The 20,387-nt window shown below is 63.4% G+C and carries 16 protein-coding genes; 5 read left to right on the forward strand and 11 right to left on the reverse strand.

Annotated elements, in window-relative coordinates:
* Positions 1-47: 47 nt before the first annotated feature.
* Positions 48-1,661, reverse strand: coding sequence for an MFS transporter (locus P3T18_RS11990; protein ID WP_429300147.1), 1,614 nt, complete (start codon positions 1,659-1,661; stop codon positions 48-50).
* A gap of 150 nt (positions 1,662-1,811) precedes the next feature.
* On the opposite strand from P3T18_RS11990, the gene P3T18_RS11995 reads away from it, so the two are divergent.
* Positions 1,812-2,744, forward strand: coding sequence for a LysR family transcriptional regulator (locus P3T18_RS11995; protein WP_429300148.1), 933 nt, complete (start codon positions 1,812-1,814; stop codon positions 2,742-2,744).
* 6 nt (positions 2,745-2,750) lie between these two features.
* Here P3T18_RS11995 and P3T18_RS12000 read toward each other — a convergent pair whose 3' ends face one another.
* Positions 2,751-4,940: a TonB-dependent siderophore receptor gene (locus tag P3T18_RS12000; RefSeq protein ID WP_429300149.1), complete on the reverse strand. Its 2,190-nt coding sequence runs from the start codon at positions 4,938-4,940 to the stop codon at positions 2,751-2,753.
* Between the two features lie 420 nt (positions 4,941-5,360).
* On the opposite strand from P3T18_RS12000, the gene P3T18_RS12005 reads away from it, so the two are divergent.
* Positions 5,361-7,589, forward strand: coding sequence for an NADP-dependent isocitrate dehydrogenase (locus tag P3T18_RS12005; RefSeq protein ID WP_429300150.1), 2,229 nt, complete (start codon positions 5,361-5,363; stop codon positions 7,587-7,589).
* Between the two features lie 146 nt (positions 7,590-7,735).
* Here the strand turns inward: P3T18_RS12005 and P3T18_RS12010 are convergent, their stop codons facing one another.
* The 5 genes from P3T18_RS12010 to P3T18_RS12030 all read right to left on the reverse strand — a co-directional run bounded on the left by P3T18_RS12010 (position 7,736) and on the right by P3T18_RS12030 (position 12,297).
* Entirely contained in the window at positions 7,736-7,963 is a 228-nt protein-coding gene (locus P3T18_RS12010) for a hypothetical protein (protein WP_429300151.1), read from the reverse strand.
* 371 nt (positions 7,964-8,334) lie between these two features.
* Positions 8,335-9,153 carry an alpha/beta fold hydrolase gene (locus P3T18_RS12015; protein ID WP_429300152.1) on the reverse strand — a complete coding sequence of 273 codons (819 nt, stop codon included), beginning with the start codon at positions 9,151-9,153 and terminating at the stop codon, positions 8,335-8,337.
* A 140-nt stretch (positions 9,154-9,293) separates the two neighbouring features.
* Complete coding sequence (locus P3T18_RS12020; protein ID WP_429300153.1) at positions 9,294-10,586, reverse strand: DUF3443 family protein; 1,293 nt, start codon at positions 10,584-10,586, stop codon at positions 9,294-9,296.
* A 28-nt stretch (positions 10,587-10,614) separates the two neighbouring features.
* The gene (locus tag P3T18_RS12025; protein ID WP_429300154.1) at positions 10,615-11,112 is read right to left on the reverse strand and encodes a DUF2844 domain-containing protein; all 498 of its coding nucleotides are present in this window, start codon (positions 11,110-11,112) and stop codon (positions 10,615-10,617) included.
* 267 nt (positions 11,113-11,379) lie between these two features.
* The gene (locus P3T18_RS12030; RefSeq protein ID WP_429300155.1) at positions 11,380-12,297 is read right to left on the reverse strand and encodes a LysR family transcriptional regulator; all 918 of its coding nucleotides are present in this window, start codon (positions 12,295-12,297) and stop codon (positions 11,380-11,382) included.
* A gap of 288 nt (positions 12,298-12,585) precedes the next feature.
* Here P3T18_RS12030 and P3T18_RS12035 point away from each other — a divergent pair, with 288 nt between their 5' ends.
* A complete protein-coding gene (locus P3T18_RS12035; protein ID WP_429300156.1) occupies positions 12,586-13,833 on the forward strand; it encodes an MFS transporter in 1,248 nt (415 codons plus the stop codon).
* A 226-nt stretch (positions 13,834-14,059) separates the two neighbouring features.
* Positions 14,060-15,169, forward strand: coding sequence for an alkene reductase (locus P3T18_RS12040; RefSeq protein ID WP_429300157.1), 1,110 nt, complete (start codon positions 14,060-14,062; stop codon positions 15,167-15,169).
* On the opposite strand, the gene P3T18_RS12045 is transcribed toward P3T18_RS12040, so the two are convergent.
* The 4 genes from P3T18_RS12045 to P3T18_RS12060 all read right to left on the reverse strand — a co-directional run bounded on the left by P3T18_RS12045 (position 15,159) and on the right by P3T18_RS12060 (position 18,617).
* Positions 15,159-16,145: a LysR family transcriptional regulator gene (locus P3T18_RS12045; protein WP_429300158.1), complete on the reverse strand. Its 987-nt coding sequence runs from the start codon at positions 16,143-16,145 to the stop codon at positions 15,159-15,161. The genes P3T18_RS12040 and P3T18_RS12045 overlap by 11 nt on opposite strands.
* A 13-nt stretch (positions 16,146-16,158) precedes the next feature.
* Positions 16,159-16,743, reverse strand: coding sequence for a TetR family transcriptional regulator C-terminal domain-containing protein (locus tag P3T18_RS12050; protein ID WP_429300159.1), 585 nt, complete (start codon positions 16,741-16,743; stop codon positions 16,159-16,161).
* A 171-nt stretch (positions 16,744-16,914) separates the two neighbouring features.
* A complete protein-coding gene (locus P3T18_RS12055; RefSeq protein WP_429300160.1) occupies positions 16,915-17,661 on the reverse strand; it encodes an SDR family oxidoreductase in 747 nt (248 codons plus the stop codon).
* 245 nt (positions 17,662-17,906) lie between these two features.
* Positions 17,907-18,617, reverse strand: coding sequence for a FadR/GntR family transcriptional regulator (locus tag P3T18_RS12060; protein WP_429300161.1), 711 nt, complete (start codon positions 18,615-18,617; stop codon positions 17,907-17,909).
* Positions 18,618-19,026: 409 nt separating this feature from the next.
* Between P3T18_RS12060 and P3T18_RS12065 the strand changes: the two genes are divergently transcribed.
* On the forward strand, positions 19,027-20,358 hold the full coding sequence (locus P3T18_RS12065) for an MFS transporter (protein ID WP_429300162.1): 1,332 nt from the start codon (positions 19,027-19,029) through the stop codon (positions 20,356-20,358).
* Positions 20,359-20,387 lie beyond the last annotated feature (29 nt).

Raw genomic sequence — 20,387 nt, forward strand, 5'->3', positions numbered from 1 at the left:
ACGCCCAGGCGCGCAGCGCGTAACGCCGGCGACAGCACACGCCGCATTCAGGTCGACGTGCGTGACGCGTCCAATCGCACATCGCACGTTGCGTCGCCGCGTCGCCATTTTCTCGACGCGCGGCCCGAAATCGCGAAACTGAGCGCGGCCAGCGCCCATACGCCGACGCCGCCGTACACCATCACCCAGCCGAAGCCGGCCATCAACGCGGCGTGAACCGCTGCGCCAGAAGGATCGAGCGTGGCGAGCGCGGGGATGCCCTGGCGGACAGCTTCGACATCGCCCGCCGCGATTTTTTCGGCGAGTCGGCCGAGCAACGCGCGGTCGACTGTCACCGGCAAGCGCGCCTTCAGATTGAACAGAATGCCGCCGATCAGAATCGCGCCCATCAACGCAATGTTGATCGCCAGCGTAATCATGCGCGCGCTCATGTCGATGCCGGAGGCCATGCCCGCGCGATCGGTCGGCACGGCGCCGGTGGTTGTGTTGGTGACGGGCGTGTTAGTCAGGCCCAGACCCGCGCCCGCGAGAAAGCAGCCGGGCAGCATCGTGAGGGCATTCGGATGCGCGACGCTGCTGCCGAGTTTCATTAGCATGAAGCCGAGGCCGATCGTGAACAGGCCGGCGGGAATCGCAATGCCGGGGCCGTAACGCAGGATCAGCCGTTCGCCGAGCGGCGGAAACAGCAGGGTCGGCAAGGTGTAGGCGAGCAGCGCGATGCCCGCGCTCACGCTGTCGTAGCCGAGGCCGATCTGGAAATAGATCGGAATGTAGATCATGAACGGCCAGAAGCTGAAGTTCATGCCGGCCGAGCCCATCAGCGCGCCCGAAAACTGCGGAATCCTGAAGACCGAAAAATCGAACATCGGCCGCGAGCTGAAGCGCTCGGCGCACCAGAAGGCCGCGCAGGCGAGCAGCGTCGCCACGACAATAAAAATTGCGCGCGGACTCGTGAAGCCGAAATCCGCAGCCTGCGTGATGAAGTACACGAGACCGAACACCGCGAGCGACAGCGTGACGATGCCCGCCACGTCGAGCGTGTGCGCGTGCGGATCGCGCGACTCGCGCACGCCGCCGAACGTGAGCGCGAGCGTGACGACGGCGAGCAACGCGTGAATCCAGAACACCCATTGCCAGCCCGACACCGCCACGATCGCGCCACCGATGATCGGCCCGAAGCCCAACCCGATGCCGAGAATGATGCCCCACGCGCTAAATGCGCGAGCACGTTCGGCGCCTTCGTTGAACTGGTGCGAGAGCACGGCGACCTGGCAGATCAGCATCGCTCCGCCGCTCGCGCCTTGCAGCAAGCGGCCGACGATCAGCGTCGGCACGCTCTGCGCAAGACCGCAGATCAGCGACGTGATGCCGAACAGGGCGATGCCCGCGACGAAGATGCGGCGACGGCCGAAGCGGTCGGCGAGCGTGCCGGTCGCCATCAGCACCGTGGTCACGGCGAGCGTGTAGGCGTTCATGATCCACTGCATGCTCTTGAAGTCGCCGTGCAGCACGCGTTCGAGCGTTGGCAGGATCACCGGCACGCTGGAGATTTCGAGGCCGAACATCAGCGAGGCGAGGCACACCGCGCCCAACGCGAGCGTGTTTTTGCTGATCGGAAAACGGCTGGGCGCTGTCTGGGATGCGCTCCGGGGTTTGGACATGGACGTCACCTGAGAGTCGATGGCTTTCGCCATTCGGGACTGTGTAATATAGGGGGAATTCTCGGCCCCATTGGCGAGACTTATTCCAATGAATGAGTCCTCATAGGCGCCAATCAGCAACGACAATCAGAAACCCAACCGGCGGGCAATATGAGCGACATCCTGGACGGCGTTGCGACCTTCGTGCGCGTGGTCGAAACCGGCAGTTTTGCGTTGGCGGCCGAGCGCTTGAACCTGACGCGCTCGGCGGTCGGCAAAGTGATCGTGCGGCTGGAGAAGCGTCTCGGCGTGCGGCTCATCAATCGCACCACGCGCAGCCAGAGCCTGACCGAAGACGGCCAGGCGTATTACGACCGCTGCGTGCGCGCGCTCGCCGAACTCGAGGCGGCCGAAGCGGATCTGGAGTCAGGGCGGCGCGAACCGCAGGGGCGTTTGCGGGTGAGCGTGCCGCAGGCGTTCGGCCATCACTGCGTGGCGCCGGTGCTGCTCGGACTGGCGCGTCGGCATCCGCAACTGAAGGTCGACATTTCGATCACGGATCGTTTCGTCGATGTCGTGGAAGAGGGTTTCGATCTGGTCGTGCGCATTGGTCCGCTCGGCGATAGCGCGAGTCTCGCGGCGCGTCGGCTGGGCGTGCAATACGGCAGCATCGGCGCGGCGCCCGCGTATCTCGCGCGGCACGGCACGCCGCGCACCGTCGACGAATTGCGCGGCCACGCGAGCGTCGCTTATACGCGTGCGGGCGCACCGCAACCGTGGGACGTGGTCGATGTGCACGGGCAGATTCGTCGCGCCGAGGTCGAGCCGCAGCTTTGTTTCGACGACGTGCAGGGAATCGTGGATGCCGCGATCGCGGGCTTCGGACTGGCGTGGTTGCCGTGCTGGCTGCTGACGCGTTATGTGCAAACGGGTCAACTCGTGGCGGTCATGGAGAACTGCTTCCGGCCGTTGCAGGAAGTTCATGCGGTGTGGCCGAAGAGTCGTTATCTGGCCTTGAAAACGCGTTATGCGATCGACGCGCTCGCCGCCGAGATTCCCGCGATGCTCGGGACGCCCACGCCGGGCGTCCCGCTCGATGCGTAGTGCGGATCAGAACTGCATCGTGGCGCTGGCCACTGCCGTACGCGTCGCCGACGGCGAGACGAACGAGCCCCATGCAGTCGTCCAGTAACGACGATTGAACAGGTTGTTCACGCCCGCGCGGAAGGTCACGTCCTTGCCGGCGATTTTCGTTTCATAGCGGCCGCTCAAGTCGAACGTGGCGTAAGCCGGCACGAACTGCGTGTTGGCCGCATCCACCGCCTGATTGCCGACGTACTTGCCGCCGAATGCCAGCGTGAGCGCACGCAGATACGACGGGTTGTATTCCACGCGGCCCGTGAACGTGAAGCGCGGCGCGCCGTAAATGCGCTTGCCTTCGATGCTCGGATCGTCGATGTCGACCGCCTTCGTGTCGAGCCACATCATGCCGCCCATCACGCGCCATTCGTTGGTCAACGCGAGCCAGCCGCTGGCGTCGATGCCCGTGTAGCGCTTGGTGCCGTCCTGCACGAAGACGTTTTGCAGGTTGGTGTAGTTGTAGCCCTGATCGACGCGGAACAGCGCGAGGTTGGCGCCCCACTTGGCGTGGTCGGTCTTGTAGCCGATTTCATACTGCGTGCTGCGTAACGGTCCGAACGTCTGCGGATAGTTGACGTTGGTGTTGCCCGCCGCGCCGCCCTGTTCGAGCGACTGCACATAGCTCGCGTAGACCGTCGAATACGGATCGGTCTTGAACATCAACGCGAAGGTCGGCGTGACCGGATTGGCGCTGTATTGCGAGGCCACGGTGCCGTCCGGATCGTACTGGTGCTGACGGAATTGCGTGTAGCGCACGCCGACCAGCGCCGACAGACGCGAGGTCAGTTCCACGGTGTCGCTCGCGTACACGGCGGCTTGCGTGATGAGGCGCTGGCGGTACAGATCTTCGCCCACGCTGACTTCGTCGTTGGTCAGCAGCGTGCTGTTGTACAGATTGCCGTTGCCGAGGAAATAGCCGTCGTTCCAGCCGGTGGCGTTGCTGTATTCGGCGTTTTGCGTCTGATAGCTCGCGCCCACCACGACGTCGTGTTTGATGCTGCCGGTGTTGAACTTGCCTTGCACCATCGCGTCGACGTTCTGATAGAAGTAGCGCGTCAGTGCCGCATAGAGCGTGTTCGAGTAGTTGCCGGCGGCGTCGCTCACGTACAGGAAACTGTCCGAGTTGGTGCGGTTTTCTTTCGCGAAACGGTACTTCACGCTGGCGTGCCAGTTCTCGGAAAGACGGTAATCCAGCCCCGTGCCGAACGAAGCCATTTCGGTCTGGTAGTAGTTTTGCGGCTGCGTGAGCGCGTGCGAGATGGTGCTGGCGTCGGGAATGCCGAGGCCGCTGCCGAAACCGAGGCCGAACAGCGTGCCGTTGGTTTTGCGCTTCTGATAGAACGCGTCGACCGTCCACGTCAGGTCGGGCGTGATGCGGAAGTCGAGCGCGAGCGAGGCGACCTGACGGCGGATGTGGCCGTTCAGTTCGGCCGTATTGCCGTCTTCGTTGACGAGGTTCAGGCGGTAGCCGAAGCGGTCGTCGTTGCCGAAACGGCCGCCCAGGTCCACGGCTTCGGTGAACACGCCGGCCGAGCGATAGCCCACCGTGATGCTGCGGTACGGCGTGTCGGTCGGACGCTTGAGCACGTAATTGACGATACCGCCCGGCGAGCCGAAGCCGTACATGAAGCCCGACAGGCCCTTGAGCAATTCCACCTGCTCGAACGGCTCGAGCGAGAGGTCGGTGTCCCATGAGGGAAAGGTCTGGCCGTCCACCTTGATGCTGTTCAACGTGTCGATCGGCATGCCGCGCACCTGGAACAGCGAGTTTTCGGAAATCGCGTTGTCGCTGCTCACCGCCACGGCGGGGTCGTACTTGAACAGATCGTTCGACGTCGTCGCGAACAGGTCTTTGGCTTCGTCGCTCGTCACCGTGTGCGTCGAGAACGGCGTGTCCACCGCCTTGCGCGTACCGAGTGCGCCGGCGCTGACGGTATCGGCCTGCGCCACGGTGGTGTCTTTGGCGGCGCTCACGCTGACGGCCGGCAAGGTGGTCGAGGCGTCGCTGGCCGCAGCCTGCGCCCATCCCGAGGTCGACAACGTGGACAGCGACATACCGACGCTGACGAACAGGCCTGCACTGAGAAGCGACGGAGTCCGGCGCGGGCCGCGCATGAAGGCCGGGCGAGCGCGCCGGCTGGCGACAAAGAAATTCTGCATGTTGTTTGAATTGGGCGTGACGAAGCCTTCGCGCGCCGGGATTGGCCCCGACGGCTTCGGTCGAGCGAGTTGTGATTGAACGGATGGTCCAGATTGCGAAGCTTACGGATGTTAATGCATATGATTCGCATTAACAAATTTTTGCACTGTTTCTGTGGCAAGTCATCTATAAGACATCTGTCTTAAGACATAGGGCATCGGCACGAAAGCCTTGTCGGACGGGGCTTGGCCCTATTTCGGCAAACAGGACGATATGTTTGTTTAGCAGCGAATAGAGGAAAACGCGCATATACTCACGGTTCGAGCCGTAAAGCGTGCTGCCGAGGTCCACGCCGCACCTACGCTGCTTCGTCGCAAAACTCGCGGGCTCAGCGCCACGAACGCTCTGTCTACCACTTCACCCCAAGCAAAGCATCAAACATGTCCACACCGCCGAAGATCATCTACACCCTGACCGACGAAGCGCCTGCTCTCGCGACTTACTCGCTGCTGCCGATCGTCAAGGCGTTCACGCGCTCGTCCGACGTGATCGTTGAAACGCGCGATATCTCGCTTGCCGGCCGGATCATTGCTGCATTTCCGGACTTCCTGACCGCGGAACAGAAGGGTTCCGACGATCTGGCGGAGCTGGGTGGACTCACCACGCGACCGGAAGCGAACATCATCAAGCTGCCGAACATCAGCGCGTCGGTGCCGCAACTGAAGGCCGCGATCGCGGAACTGCGCGATCAGGGCTACAAGCTGCCGTCCTATCCGGACGTCGCCACGACCGACGCTGAAAAAGACGTCAAGGCCCGCTACGACAAGATCAAGGGCAGCGCGGTGAACCCGGTGCTGCGCGAAGGCAATTCGGATCGCCGCGCGCCGCTGTCGGTGAAGAACTACGCTCGCAAGCACCCGCACAAGATGGGCGCGTGGTCGGCGGATTCGAAGTCGCACGTCGCGCACATGAGCGGCGGCGATTTCTACGGCAGCGAAAAGTCGGCGCTCATCCCGGCAGCCGGCACCGTCAAGATCGAACTGACGGCCGCGGACGGCACGAAGACGGTGCTGAAGGAAAAGACCGCCGTGCAGGCAGGCGAGATCATCGACGCATCGGTGCTCAGCAAGAACGCGCTGCGCAGCTTCATCGAAGCGGAAATCGCCGACGCGAAAGCCAAGGGCGTGCTGTTCTCGGTGCACCTGAAAGCCACCATGATGAAGGTGTCGGATCCGATCATCTTCGGTCACGTGGTTTCGGTGTTCTACAAAGACGTGCTGGCGAAGCACGCCGACGCGCTGGCCAAGGTCGGCTTCAACCCGAACAACGGTATCGGCGACCTGTACGCACGTCTGAAAGACCTGCCGGCAGAGACGGTTGCTCAAATCGAAGCCGACATCAAGGCACAGTACGAGCAGCGCCCGCACCTGGCCATGGTCAACTCGGATAAAGGCATTACCAGCCTGCACGTGCCGAGCGACGTGATCGTCGACGCGTCCATGCCGGCCATGATCCGCGAGTCGGGCAAGATGTGGGGTGCCGACGGCGCGCTGCACGACGCCAAGGCCGTGATTCCGGACCGTTGCTACGCCGACGTCTATCAGGCCGTGATCGAAGACTGCAAGGCGCACGGCGCGTTCGACCCGGTCACGATGGGCACGGTGCCGAACGTCGGTCTGATGGCGCAAGCAGCTGAAGAATACGGTTCACACGACAAGACGTTCCAGATCCCGGCAAACGGCGTGGTGCGTGTCACGGACGCCGCCGGCACGGTGCTGATCGAGCAGCCGGTGGAAGCGGGCGACATCTGGCGCATGTGCCAGACCAAAGATGCGCCGATCCAGGACTGGGTCAAGCTGGCGGTCAACCGCGCCCGCGCCACGAACACGCCGGCCGTTTTCTGGCTCGACGCGGCTCGCGCGCACGACGCCCAGATCATCAAGAAGGTCGAGCAGTACCTGAAAGACCACGACACCGCGGGTCTGGATATCCGCGTGCTGACGCCGGTCGAAGCCACGAAGTTCTCGCTCGAACGCATCCGCGCGGGCAAGGACACGATCTCCGTCACCGGCAACGTGCTGCGCGACTACCTGACCGACCTGTTCCCGATCATGGAACTGGGCACGAGCGCGAAGATGCTGTCGATCGTCCCGCTGATGGAAGGCGGTGGTCTGTTCGAAACCGGCGCGGGCGGTTCGGCGCCGAAGCACGTTCAGCAACTGGTGGAAGAAGGCTTCCTGCGTTGGGACTCGCTCGGCGAATTCCTGGCACTGGCGGCGTCGCTCGAACACCTGAGCACGGCGTATCACAACCCGAAGGCGCAAGTGCTGGCCAAGACGCTGGATCAGGCTACGGGCAAGTTCCTCGACAACGACAAGTCGCCGGCGCGCAAGATCGGTGGCATCGACAATCGCGGCAGCCACTTCTATCTGGCGATGTACTGGGCCGAAGCACTGGCCGCTCAAACCGAAGACGCGGCGCTCCAGGCGCAGTTCGCCGGCGTGGCGAAGGCGATGGCCGACAACGAAGCGAAGATCATCGAAGAGTTGGCGGCAGCTCAGGGCAAGCCGGTGGACATCGGCGGTTACTACCGTCCGAACGTCGACCTGACGAGCAAGGCAATGCGCCCGAGCGCGACGCTGAACAAGATCGTCGACGCGGTGGCTTAAGCGACGGCCGGAACGTTCAGGCAATAGCACGCTGCATCTGCTGCATTCGCGGTAAGCAGCAAACCAGGCAGTAAAGAAGGCGATGGCGCTCGAAATGAGCGCCATCGTCGTTTCTGGCTGCCGGAATCTGGCGGTCATATCCGCCCTTAGACGTGCACGATTTCCCAATCGCTGAGTTTTTCGGGAATTTCGAGCGTCGACGTATCCACTTCTGTCAGATGCGAGCAGGTCAGGCCACGCGCCACTTCATCGGCCGCCTGTTGCGGGCTCGAAAATTCACCAAGCGTCTCGTTGCCGTAGGTGGCTTCCCAGCCATCCTGGCCCGGCATGATGTAGAACGCACCCTGGGTCGATCCAAAGCGAAAGCCTTTCATTTTTCGTCTCCCAATTGCCAATTAAAAATCGCTGTGCCGAGGCAGCTTGAGCGGGGACAAGCAGGAGAGGACTGCGTCGCGCCTTCATCCCGTCTTGCACCGCCCGTTTCGCTGACCACCTGAAGCGTCGGCTCTTGTAAAAGAGTCTACGTCAGCAATTCGCGGCGCAAGGGGTTGTTAGACGGTTCGATCTAGCAAATAAAATCATTTAAAAACAATGATATACGTCAATCGTTTCGCGATGTGCAACGTGGGGCGACATTGCGAAATGACGGATTTGTGCCACGCACCACGATTTTTTACGAAGCAAGCGGTCATGCCACATCGTGAAATTTCGCGGGATTGTCCAGATAGTGAAGCGCAGCGCCGTTTCACCAACCGAGTGATTGCAGGAAGTCCAGGATTTCGGCGTTGAATGATGCGGGCCGCTGCAGCGGCGCGAAGTGACTGACGCCCGGCAGCACGCGCAGGCGCGCGCCCGGAATGGTGTGGGCGAGATACGCGGCGTGTTCCGGTTTGATGAATTCGTCGTGCTCGCTGTGCGCGATCACGACCGGCACGTGGATGCGCGCCAGATCTTCCGCCGAATAGTTGGGCTGGGTGCGCATCATCTCGCTTACGGCGGCGACGAACGCGTCGAACCCGTCCGGCGTGGCCGACAGGCGCGCATAGTCCTGACGATGACGGCTGAAGCAGCGATCGATAATCGGCGTCGGCACGAATTCCTTCGCGCCGCCTGGGTCCATATTGCAGCCGAAGAAAAACACACCCGCGACGCGCTCCGGCGCCTGGCTTGCCAGCACGAGCGCAGTGCAGGCGCCGTCGCTCCAGCCGACCAGCACGGCGCGCCCGAGGTGCAGCGTGTCCATCACGGCCAGCACGTCGGACGCCATCAGTTCGTACGAATAGGGCCGCTCGTCACGCGTGCTGCGGCCATGGCCGCGACTGTCGATCGTCACCACGCAGTGACCGGCGTCGACGAGCGCCGGCACCTGATACGCCCAGTTACCGCTATGACCGAGGCCGCCGTGCAGCAGAATCAACGGCGTGCCGCTCCCGTATGACGCGTACCAGATTCGTGCGGCGTCGTGGGTGACATGGCCTTGTGCGTGCGGAGCCGGCAGCGGCGCGGTGCCGTGCGCTTCGAAGTGCGCGAGGTCGTCGTCGTGAAAGGAATCGGTGGATGCCATCGCGATTGTCGCCGTAGCCGGGAGAGTGGTTAGGTTGCCAGTGTTTTGATCGGCGCGGCAAGGGTCTACGGGAAACCGGCATCCAGAAGAAAAAACCCGGCGCGCGGGCCGGGTTTTTCCAAAGCTTGACTACCGAAAGATCAACTCGACACCAACGCCACATATGGCCCCGTGCCGCCGCCCGTCGACGTCTTGCCGGTGATGCCGTAATACACATGGCGTCCGTAGAACGCCGGAATGCCGAAGTCGAACACGCCGCTCATGTACAGGCCGAGGTTGTTGAACGCCATGTTGCTGGCGGTGGTGAACAGCGTCCCGGCGTTCGCCACGTTGTAGCCGAAGTTCACGGTCGCCGGGCTGATCGTCGTCAACGTGGACGACAGGCCTTGCGTCGTGGTCGGCACGTAGTAGCCGTGCGTCGATTCGCGCGCGATGGTCAGGTCGGGGAAAAACAGCGCGGTCGAGCCCGAGTCGAAGAACGAATTGCGCTGCGTCACGCCTTTATAGACCGACGTGAAGACACCGCCGCTGGTGGTCTTGATCAGCGTCGCGCTCGTGCCGGCCAGCGCATTGTTCGACTGCGTGTCGATGCCGAACACCAGTGTGCCGGTGGCCGACGCCGCGCCGCTGTCGGACACTTGCGCCATTTCCAGAATCACACCGTTGTTGTCGGCGGGGAACAGCGCCACCGGGTTCGTGACCTGCTGGGTCGTGGGGACGGTCGTGACCGTGCCGGCGTTCGTGTAATAGAAGCTCGTGTTGGGCGTGATCGCGCAGGCAGGGCAATCCGTCGGGCTGCTGCCGATGCCGAGAATCCCGTTGGCACCCATGGCCGTCGAGTCGATCAGCGCGATGCCGTTCTGGCAGTCGCTCGGCGTCGCGGTCGTCAGCTCCGGGTCGGCGAGCACGTGAACCGGCACGTTCTGGGCGATCTCGGCATTGAGCTTGACGTCCGCGAGACGCACGGTGCCCCAGCCGTAGCCGCTGCCGAACACGGCGCACTCGGCGAGCGGCGTCGCGGGCAAGCCGACCGTTTCCTGCGTGAGCGTGTTGTAGGTGGTCGTCGACAGCGCCGACTTGAACACACGCAGCCCGTACGAACCAGTGTCGACGAGCACGTTCGGGATGACCGAGCAATTGTTGGCGCCGTTGGTACCCGGCGAGCAGATCGTCACGCTGACCATCGGCTGATTCGCAATGCCGGTGGCCGACACCGTGACCGGCAGCGTGTTACTCGCCGAAGACGAGGTCGGCACAGCCGTCGCGTCCGCGGCGAGCACGTTAGGCGTCGATTGCGTGGCCGGCTGCACGACGGTGTTGCCGCCTCCCGACTGGTTGTTTGACGTCGTCGAATCCGAACCACCACCACCCCCGCCGCATGCAGCCAGACTCAGGCCGAGCGTAACGGCAAAAATCCATGCGATTTTGCGCACTTTTATTCTCTCGATTGATTTTGTTGATTTACTTGATGTCGTCAGCGCTCACGCCTTGCGGCAGCGCTTGAGGCAAATAAGCCCGGCCCACGAAGGCACCCATATGACCGCCCGTCTCCACCACCAGAGCGGACTGACGGACCACCGCCGGACCGAAGCCGCCACCTTGCGCGGCGCGCGCGTCGGTGAGTCCCTGGACGTAGGACGGGAAGTAGGTGCCGAGCAGCGTCTTGAGGGGCGGCATGGTCGAGCCTTCCCACGACAGGGCGAACACCGTGTTGTTGGCGGCGATGTATTCGCTCACCACCACGCCCGACGCGAGCGTGGTCTGGCTGACGGTATAGGACGCCGTTGCCGCGTTGCTGCTCGCGGCAAAGCGCGCGACTGCCGCCGTGCTCTGAGTCGATGCGGCCGCGCTGGTGCTGCTGGCGGTCACGGGATAGGTGGGAGCGGAGCCGAGCGCGGCGTAAGCCGGCGCGACTGCGCAAAGCGTAGCGATGGCCAGGACTATTCGAAATTGACTCATTATCTTTGTGTGTTTTTCGAAGATTTCGGAAGTGCCCGTCGCCGCAGCTTGACTACGCCACGGTCGCGCGCGAATCAGATTATCGTGGAGCGGCGGCCCGATTAAACAGAGGAATAAGACGGATAATCGGGTTCTATTTGAAGCTGAAAGAAACGTGCAATGAATAATTCGCGCGGATTCGTATTCATGGTGTTTGCCCCGGTTTGCGTCAATGGAATACGGGCTTGAATCCGCTAATTCAAACGGCCGATTGCTTTTTTCTTTGTCTTAAAGCTCCGCGCCTTCCCACGGCGGCACGGGCTGCCACGCTTCGAGCAGGCAATCGATGAAAAGCCGGACCTTCGGCGTCAAATGGCGGCGCGTCGGATAAATCGCGCGAATCGGCAGCGGCTCGATGGCGAATGCTTGCAGCAGCGATTGCAAACGGCCGTGTCGCAAATCGTCGGCGAGCAGATAGGTCGGCATATTCACGATACCCGCGCCATTTACCGCCGCCGCAATCAAGGCTTCGGCGCTATCCATTTTCAGACGGCTGTCTGTGTCCACCAGGGCTTGATCCGTTCCGGCAAAAACCCACGGCTGCGGACGACCCGCGCTGACGAAATGCAGGCAGTCGTGCTGCGCGAGATCGGCGGGCGTGGCCGGTACGCCGCGTTTCGCGAGATAGGCGGGCGACGCGCACGTGAGCAGTTTCTGCGTGGCCACCGTGCGGGCGATCAGCCGTGAATCCGGCTTCGGTTCGCCGACGCGGATCGCCACGTCGAAGCCTTCGTCGACCAGATCGACGAAGCGGTCGGAGAAGCTCACCTCGGCGCTGACCGCCGGCCACTGCGCGAGGAAGGATTCGATGATCGGCAACACCTGACGGTGTCCCAGCGCGATCGGCAGGCTGATGCGTAGCGTGCCGGTCGGCGTGGCGCTGCGCACGGCCATCGCGGTTTCGGTCTCTTCGAGGTCGTCGAGAATCTGCGTGCAGCGCGCGTAGAACACGGCGCCGTCGTCGGTGAGTCCGAGGCTGTGCGGCGTGCGATGCAGCAGCCGCACCTGTAATCGCGCTTCGAGCCGCGCGACGATCTTGCCCACCGCCGAGCGCGTGATACCCAACTGTTGTCCCGCCGCGGTGAAACTGCCGGCCTTGACCACCGAAACGAACGTGGCGATGTCGTTGATATTGCCGAGCGCCACGATCAAGTCCTTCGTGCCGGACGCGCCGGTGTGTCATTCGCGTGCATCGTGACTGCCTCGTCGTTGTTTTATTGCCGTCGCTGCTGGGCGAAACCCGTGAGCGGTATCGGCGTTGCCCAGGCGCGTCCCGATGATAGCGCGTCGCCCGCTCGTCGCGTTGAAGGGGAGCCACATTCCCCATCGATCCCTCTACTCTCCGTTCCGACACGCAGTTTTCCCCGCCGGTCACGCGCGCCTGTCGCGCGACGCCCCGCCGGATTCCACATCTGTCTGAACCGGAGTACATCCATGGATGCCAATCAACTGTCCAGCCCGAGCGCGATCGCGCCCAACGGGCCGACTCCCGACGACGCCGGCGCGGCGACGCGCGGACCTTCCTGGCTCGCGGTGATGTCGGTCGCGATCGGCTCGTTCGCCTTCGTCGCAACCGAATACATGCCGGTCGGCCTGCTGCCGCAGATCGCGCAAGAACTTCACGTCACGCCCGGCACGGCCGGTCTGATGGTGACGACGCCGGGCATCATCGCCGCGATCTCCGCGCCGGTGCTCCTGCTCGCCGCCGGACGCATCAACCGTCGACTGATCCTGTTGCTGCTGGCGGCACTGCTGCTGGCGTCGAACGTCGTGTCGGCGCTTGCACCCAGTTTCGCCGTCATGCTGCTGGGCCGCGCGCTGCTCGGCGCGAGCCTCGGCGGATTCTGGACGGTCGCGCTCGGCGCCTCCGGACAACTGGTGCGCGAGGATCAGGCGGCCCGCGCCAGCGCGACGATTTTCATGGGCATCACGCTGGCCACCGTGATCGGCGTACCGCTCGGCACGCTGATCGCCGACCTGAGTTCATGGCGCGTGTCGTTCTTTGCCACCGCCGTGCTGGCGGCGCTCGCGCTGGCCGCGCAGGCGCTGCTGTTGCCGTCGCTGCCGCCCAAAGCCGCCATGCGTACCGACGACTTCCGCGCCATGCTGTCGCGCCGGAGCGTGCGCCGCAGTCTGCTGATGGTCGGCCTGCTGTTCGGCTCGCATTTCGCCGCCTACACCTACATCGCGCCGTTTCTCGAACGCAATGCGTCGTTCGGCGCGTCGTGGGTCACGGCCGTGCTGCTCGGCTTCGGCGTCGTCGGTTTCGTCGCGAACTTCGTGGCGTCGGCGTTCGTCACGCGTCACCTGAAGGCGTCGCTGCTGACGCTCGGTGCGCTGGTGCTGGCCGCGCTGGTGGCCCTGCCATGGCTGCAGGCGTCGCGCGTCGGGGTAATCGCGGCGGTGATGGTGTGGGGCATCGCGTACGGCGCGATTCCGCTGTGCCTGAGCGTCTGGATGCAATTGACCTCGCCGGATCGTCCGGAAGCCGGTTCGTCGCTATTCGTCAGCACGGTGCAGATCGCCATCGCGCTCGGCTCGCTGTCGGGCGGCGCGGTGGTGGATCACCTGAGCATTGCCGCCACGCTGCGCTTCGGCGCGCTGCTCGCCGCCCTCAGTCTGCTGGTCATCATGAACTTCGACACGCGCCACGCCACGCTCAAGGACGTGCTCGAAAAGTAGCCGGCGCGGCGCGGTGAAACACAGATACCGCGCCATCGCAACAATCCGCCGCCGACGGCCGGCCCCGTCGCACAAGGCTTCCCGTGCATTGCGGACGAGCCGGTCCGCAATCTTCGGAGCGCCGGACCGTTTTTCCGCGCGACGCGTGCCTATAGATTGACGTCAACGCCGGACAACGCACAACGCGAGCGGCACTCCTTCACCGGATCACCTTCGAGAGAACATCATGAGCAAGCTCTTCAGCACCGTCAAAGTCGGACCCTACGAATTCGCCCACCGCGTCGTGCTCGCACCGTTGACGCGTATGCGCGCCGAAGAAGGCGCGCGTCCCGGCCGACTGATGGCCGGGTACTACGCACAACGCACGTCGCCGGGCGCTCTGCTGATCGGCGAAGCGACCATCTCCGCCGCCAACGGCAACGGCTACCTCGGCGCCCCCGGTCTTTACGACGACAGCCAGATCGCCGGCTGGCGCGAAGTGACGGACGCGGTCCACGCGAAGGGCGGCAAGATCTTCCTGCAGCTGTACCACGCCGGACGTCAGTCGAATGCCGAATTGCAACCGGGCGGCGGACGTCCGGTGGGTCCGTCCGAAATCGAGCACGGCGGCGTGGCGTACACCAACGCTGGCTGGGTGCCGAACACGCCGAACCGCGCGCTGGAAACGCATGAAATCGCCGGGATTGTCGAGGGCTTCCGCACGGCCGCGCAGCGTGGCGTGCAAGCCGGTTTCGACGGCGTGGAACTGCATGGCGCGAACGGTTATCTGTTCGACCAGTTCCTGCAGGACGGCAGCAACAAGCGCACCGATGCCTACGGCGGTTCGTTCGAAAATCGTGCGCGCCTGCTGATGGAAGCAACGCGAGCTGTGATCTCGGTGTGGGGCAGCGACAAAGTGGCGGTGCGTCTCGGACCGAGCGGCGCGTTCGGCGACATGTCGGACAGCGATCCGGTCGGACTCTTCACGTATGTCGCCTCCGAACTCGCGAAGCTCGACCTCGCTTATCTGCATCTGATCGAGCCGCGCATCGTGGGTAACGTGGAAGACGAAAGCCGCGACCAGGAACCGGTTGCCACGCGCACGATCCGCCAGCATTACGCCGGCACGATCATCGCCGCGGGCGGCTTCAAGGGCGACTCGGCCGAAGCGATCATCGCTGCCGGCGACGCCGACCTGGTCGCTTTCGGCCGCGACTTCATCGCGAATCCGGATCTGCCGGAGCGTCTGCGCCGCAATCTGCCGCTCAACGCGTACGACCGCCCGACGTTCTTCGGCGGCACGGAAGTCGGCTACACCGACTATCCGTTCCACGCCGACGAAGCCGTTACGGCCTGAGCGGTTCGGCAGCGGGAAACAGATGCTGGCTCAGGAAGTCCACGAAGACTCGCGCCTTGGGCGCGATCTGCCGCCCCGACGGCCACAGCGCGCGAAACGTGCTGGGGCTGTCGAGATAAGGTTGCAGCACGGCAACGAGGGACCCTTGCGCCAGTTGCGCGCGCACCGTGAAATCCGGCGCGCACGTCAGCCCGAGACCCTGCTCCGCGAGCGAGGTCAAGGGTTCGACCGCGGTGGCGATGGCAATGGTCGGCAGTTCGATATCGAGCGTCTCGCCGTCGCGGCTCAGCGGCCAGCGCCGCAATTTGCCGCTGCTCGGAAAGCGGTGTTGAAGACACACGTGATCGCGCAGATCTTCCGGTTCGTTCGGCACGCCGCGCTGCGCGAAATAGGCCGGCGAGCCGACGATCACCTGCCGGAACGACCCCATCACACGCGTGACGAGTTGCGAGTCGCTGGCGTCGCCGGTACGCGTCACCACGTCGAAGCCTTCCTCGATCACGTCGACCATGCGGTCGGAGAAATCGAGGTCGAGCAGGATGTCGGGATACTGTTTCATGAAGGCGGCGATCACCGGCATCATGAGCGTGCTGACCATCGGCATGCTCACGCGCAGCCGTCCGCGCGGCTCGGCATGCGCGAGCGCCAGTTCCGTTTCGGCCGCTTCGATTTCGCACACGATGCGCTGGCAGCGCGTCAGAAACGTGGCGCCTTCGGGCGTGAGCGTAATGCTGCGCGTGCTGCGGTGAAAAAGGCGCGCGCCCAGCCGGCCTTCGAGCCGCGAAATAGCCTTGCCGACCGCCGAGGACGAAATGCCCAGCTGGCGTCCCGCTTCGGTGAAGCTGCGGGTTTCGGCTGCGCGCACGAAGATGTTGAGTGAGCCGAAGCGGTCCATCGCGCTCGACGCAGCGCCGCTTTCTCCGGCGACGGGCAAGGTGGCGCCGGTGGAGCGATTGGCATCCTGAGACATCGTCATGCGGTGCTCCTCGTTATGCGCGTTGCAGAATCCGGCTGAACAACACTTCCTTCAGGTTGACGACCGGTGCGGGATCGCGCTGTATCCTGGCGAGCAGAAACGCGCCTTGCATCGAGGAAACGATGAACGGCGCGAGTTGCTCGCAGTTCGTGTCGGCGCGCAACTCGCGCGCGTCGACCGCCGCCGTCAGACAGTAGAGCACACACCTCTCGGTTTCCACGAAGATCGCGTTGATGCGCGCGCGGATCGCCTCGCTGTCGTTCGAATCGACCGCGAAATTGCCGAGCAGGCAACCGTTGCGCGAATCATTGTGGCTGATGAGCCGGATATGGACGTCGAAGTATTTGCCGAGGCGAAACAGCGGCTTGAGTTCGTCGTTGCAGAGCGTGTTGCGAAGTTCCTCGCGCGCCCGCTCGACATATAGATCGATGACTTCGAGTCCGAAGGCTTCTTTCGAGGCGAAGTGATTCGTGAACGATCCATGCGGCACGCCGGCCGCCTTGACGATGTCGCGCACGCTCGCGCCGTTGAATCCATATTCATGGATCACGCGCATTCCCTCGGTGATCAGCGTGTCTTTGTGTGAAGGCTTCGGCATGGTCGAGATGGTCCGGCGGCGCGGCGAGTCTGCAATACGAATGGCCCGCATTGTGTCATGGTTCAATGCGGGCCGTGGCTGCGATGGTCTGGGGCAAAACGCGAATCGAGCCTGACGCGGCGGCCCCATTCCGACGATTCTACGGCGGCAGCGACGCCGGCTTCGAGGCGCTCAGGCGCCGTTGAACATGTCGTTGAATTGCGTGACGAAGGCGGCTTCGTTCGGACCGGCGTTATTGCGCAACGGGCGCGCGATCTCGACCACGGCTTCGTCGGCGTCCGTGCCGAGTTCGTGCATGGTCTGCTCGATGAACGGCGCGAGCGGCATGGCGCGCGGCTCGTTCCTGCTGTCGAGCAGATCGGTCTGCACCCACGGCGGCGCGATTTCGACCACGCGCACCGAGGTGTCCTTCAGCTTGTAGCGCAACGACTGCGTATACGAGTGAATCGCCGCCTTGGTGGACGAATACACGCCCGAAATTGCCAGCGGCACGAAGCCGAGCACCGACGACACATTGACGATGGTCGCGTGATCCTGCCGCTTGAGATGTTCCACCAACGCGCCGGTCATGCGGATCGGACCCATCAGGTTGGTGGTCAGCGTGGAGACGATCAGCGCGTCGTCGACGGGTTGGCTGAGGTCGTCGATCTGCATGATGCCGGCGTTGTTGATCAGCACGTTCAGCGACGGATACGCCGCGATCAGTTGCTGCGACACCGCGGCGATATTGGCGGGATCGTTGATATCCAGTTCGACCGAACGCATGCCGGGATTGGCCGCCACCGTCTCCTCGAGATTGGCCTTACGGCGTCCGGCGATGATGACCTGGTTGCCGAGCTGATGGAACGCTTCGGCGAGACCACGGCCAATGCCCGATCCGCCGCCCGTGATGAGAATGGTGTTTCCTGTGAGTTTCATTGGATGCCTCTTGATTGTCGAAAGGGTACGCGTCCATCGGAAAACTTCAGCAACAAGCTGATGGCGAAATATGGACGAACGTATTGGTCGCATCAAGCGGCCGCGGACGAATGCAGTTGTCCGCGCAGGCGAATAATCAGGAGCTAATGGTTTTGCCGGCGTATGAACTGCCGGATCAGGTTGTTCGCGAACCAGTACGAATGTACTGATTGCAGTGCGAGCGAATCGACCGGTCTGCCGGACGATCAGCCGTTCGTATGGCTCAGCGCATGCGCGCGCCGCAACCGTTCGCGGCTATTGCTCAGATGCATGCGCATGGCGGCGCGTGCGTCGTCGGGGTCCTGGCGCTCGATGCCGCGATAGATCAACCGGTGTTCGCTGAGCACGTTGCGCAGCAGTTCGATATGGTCGAGTTCCGCGATTTCGGCCGACCCGAGTCGCGTACGCGGACTCACCGCGCGGCCGAGTTGGCTCAGCACGTCGAAGAAATAGCGGTTGCCGCTTGCGCGGGCAATCTGCAGGTGGAACTCGACGTCGTGCGCTGTCACGTCGGTACTGCCGCGTTCGAGTTCCGACTCGAACTGGTCGAGCGCGCTGCGAATCTGCCTGAGGTTCTGCTCCGTGCGCCGCGTGGCCGCCAACGCGGCGGACGCCGCTTCGACGTCGATACGGAATTCGATGATGGCCATGACGTCGAGCATGCTGGAGAGATCGGCGCTCGCCAGTTGCACGGGTTTATCGACCGTTGGCGCCAGCACGAACGTGCCGATGCCGTGGCGCGTTTCGACCACGCGCGCCGCCTGCAGACGCGAAATCGCCTCGCGAACCACGGAGCGGCTCACCGAAAGCTGTTTCATCATTTCGACTTCGGTGGGAATCCGGTCTCCGGGGCGCAAGGCGCCGCGCCGGATTTCATCGGACAGGGTGGCCACCACCTTCTCAGTTAGGCTGCTCATTGCTGGGACGGATCGATTGCCGGACAAAAAATAATCGTTGCGGAAGGCGACATGTCGTCTGACGTGCCGACGCAGCCATCATAGCCTCTGCCGGAGACGGCGCGCGACCGGAATCCGGCGGCCGGTAACGCGGGTCCGAACCGGTGGCTTCGTTGGGCTGACGGGTCGATTGTAGCGCTAAACCCGGATGAGTCATCAGACGTCTTGGATAATTTCGGCCTGTTTTGCTGTGGGAACGCCACGTCGGCCCGATTTCCCGTCGGTAAAGGGGAGAGTGGCAAAGGGTAAACACTGCATTGGCATCCGTCAGCGTCAAAAGTAGACTGTCGTCAGACGACATATCACGTGATTCGGGCGACGAATTTCAGAACCCGGACGCGTCGCGTCGCAGCCGACACCGGAGACACTCTTGACGCCTGCTCTCGCTTCCACGACAGACCCGCTCGAATCGGCGGTCTCGAAGGTCAAGCGGCACGTTCTGCCGCTTTTCCTCATCATGTTCATCGCCAACTACATCGACCGGGTCAACGTCGGTTTCGTCAATTCGCACATGCAGGCCGATCTGGGTATCGGCGCCGCCGCGTACGGTCTGGGCAGCGGTCTGTTCTTCGTCGGCTATGCGTTGTTCGAAGTGCCGTCGAACGTGCTGATGCAAAAGTACGGCGCGCGCGCCTGGCTCACGCGCATCATGGGCACGTGGGGACTGGTGGCGGGTGCCATGGCCTTCGTCTGGAACGACACCTCGTTTTACGTGCTGCGCTTTCTGCTCGGTGTTGCCGAAGCCGGTTTCTTTCCGGGCGTGGTGTTCTACTTCACGCAATGGCTGCCGCAACAGCATCGCGGCCGCGCGGTCGCGGTGTTTCTCGGCGGCTCGGCGCTGGCGTCGGTGCTGTCGGGTCCGATCACGGGCAGTCTGCTGTCGATCCGCGGTTTCGGTCTGCACGGCTGGCAGTGGATGTTCCTGATCGAAGGCGGCTTTTCGATCGTGCTGTGCGGCGCGAGCTGGCTGCTGCTGAAGTCGAAAATTCGTGACGCCGGCTGGCTGACTACCGACGAGCAGACTGCCCTGCAAAGCACCATCGCCGCCGAACAGGCCGCGCGCGAAGCGCAGGGCGGCGCGCATCTGCCGGCGGCCAGATTGTTGAAAGACCCGCAAATCCTGCTGTTCTGCTTCCTCTATTTCGCGATCCAGTTGACGATCTACGCGGCCACCTTCTGGCTGCCGACCATCATTCGCAAGATGGGCGGTCTGTCGGATTTCCAGGTGGGCATGTTCAACACGATTCCCTGGCTGATCGCGATGGTGGCGATGTACTGCTTCGCCGTGCTCTCGGCAAAGTGGCGCTTCCAGCAGGCCTGGCTCGCGGCGGCGCTGGTGATCGCGGCGTGCGGGCTGTTTGCGTCGACCTCGGGCAATCCGGTGCTGTCGTTCGTCGCGATCTGTTTTTCGGCGATCGGCTTCAAGGCCGCCGCCTCGCTGTTCTGGCCGATTCCACAAGGCTATCTCGATGCCCGCGTGGCCGCTGCCGTGATCGCGCTGATCAACTCGGTGGGCAATCTCGGCGGCTTCTTCGCGCCGGCCGCGTTCGGCTATCTGCAGCAGCACACCGGCTCGATTACCGGCGGTCTGTACGGGCTCGGCGTGGCGTCGCTGATCGCAGCCGCGGCGGGATTCCTGACGCGCAATCGTCGCGTGGACGAGGACGCCGGGCCGCACGCCTTGCCTGGCAACGTGCACTGACATGCGCAATCCCGACCCACGCCGGCTTT

This window comes from Paraburkholderia sp. GAS199, assembly GCF_050436585.1.
GTDB lineage: Bacteria > Pseudomonadota > Gammaproteobacteria > Burkholderiales > Burkholderiaceae > Paraburkholderia.

Coding starts and splice junctions, on each gene's coding strand:
- P3T18_RS11990 (WP_429300147.1), bottom strand. CDS start 1,661: ATGTCCAAACCCCGGAGCGCATCCCAGACAGCGCCCAGCCGTTTTCCG.
- P3T18_RS11995 (WP_429300148.1), top strand. CDS start 1,812: ATGAGCGACATCCTGGACGGCGTTGCGACCTTCGTGCGCGTGGTCGAA.
- P3T18_RS12000 (WP_429300149.1), bottom strand. CDS start 4,940: ATGCAGAATTTCTTTGTCGCCAGCCGGCGCGCTCGCCCGGCCTTCATG.
- P3T18_RS12005 (WP_429300150.1), top strand. CDS start 5,361: ATGTCCACACCGCCGAAGATCATCTACACCCTGACCGACGAAGCGCCT.
- P3T18_RS12010 (WP_429300151.1), bottom strand. CDS start 7,963: ATGAAAGGCTTTCGCTTTGGATCGACCCAGGGTGCGTTCTACATCATG.
- P3T18_RS12015 (WP_429300152.1), bottom strand. CDS start 9,153: ATGGCATCCACCGATTCCTTTCACGACGACGACCTCGCGCACTTCGAA.
- P3T18_RS12025 (WP_429300154.1), bottom strand. CDS start 11,112: ATGAGTCAATTTCGAATAGTCCTGGCCATCGCTACGCTTTGCGCAGTC.
- P3T18_RS12035 (WP_429300156.1), top strand. CDS start 12,586: ATGGATGCCAATCAACTGTCCAGCCCGAGCGCGATCGCGCCCAACGGG.
- P3T18_RS12040 (WP_429300157.1), top strand. CDS start 14,060: ATGAGCAAGCTCTTCAGCACCGTCAAAGTCGGACCCTACGAATTCGCC.
- P3T18_RS12045 (WP_429300158.1), bottom strand. CDS start 16,145: ATGACGATGTCTCAGGATGCCAATCGCTCCACCGGCGCCACCTTGCCC.
- P3T18_RS12050 (WP_429300159.1), bottom strand. CDS start 16,743: ATGCCGAAGCCTTCACACAAAGACACGCTGATCACCGAGGGAATGCGC.
- P3T18_RS12055 (WP_429300160.1), bottom strand. CDS start 17,661: ATGAAACTCACAGGAAACACCATTCTCATCACGGGCGGCGGATCGGGC.
- P3T18_RS12060 (WP_429300161.1), bottom strand. CDS start 18,617: ATGAGCAGCCTAACTGAGAAGGTGGTGGCCACCCTGTCCGATGAAATC.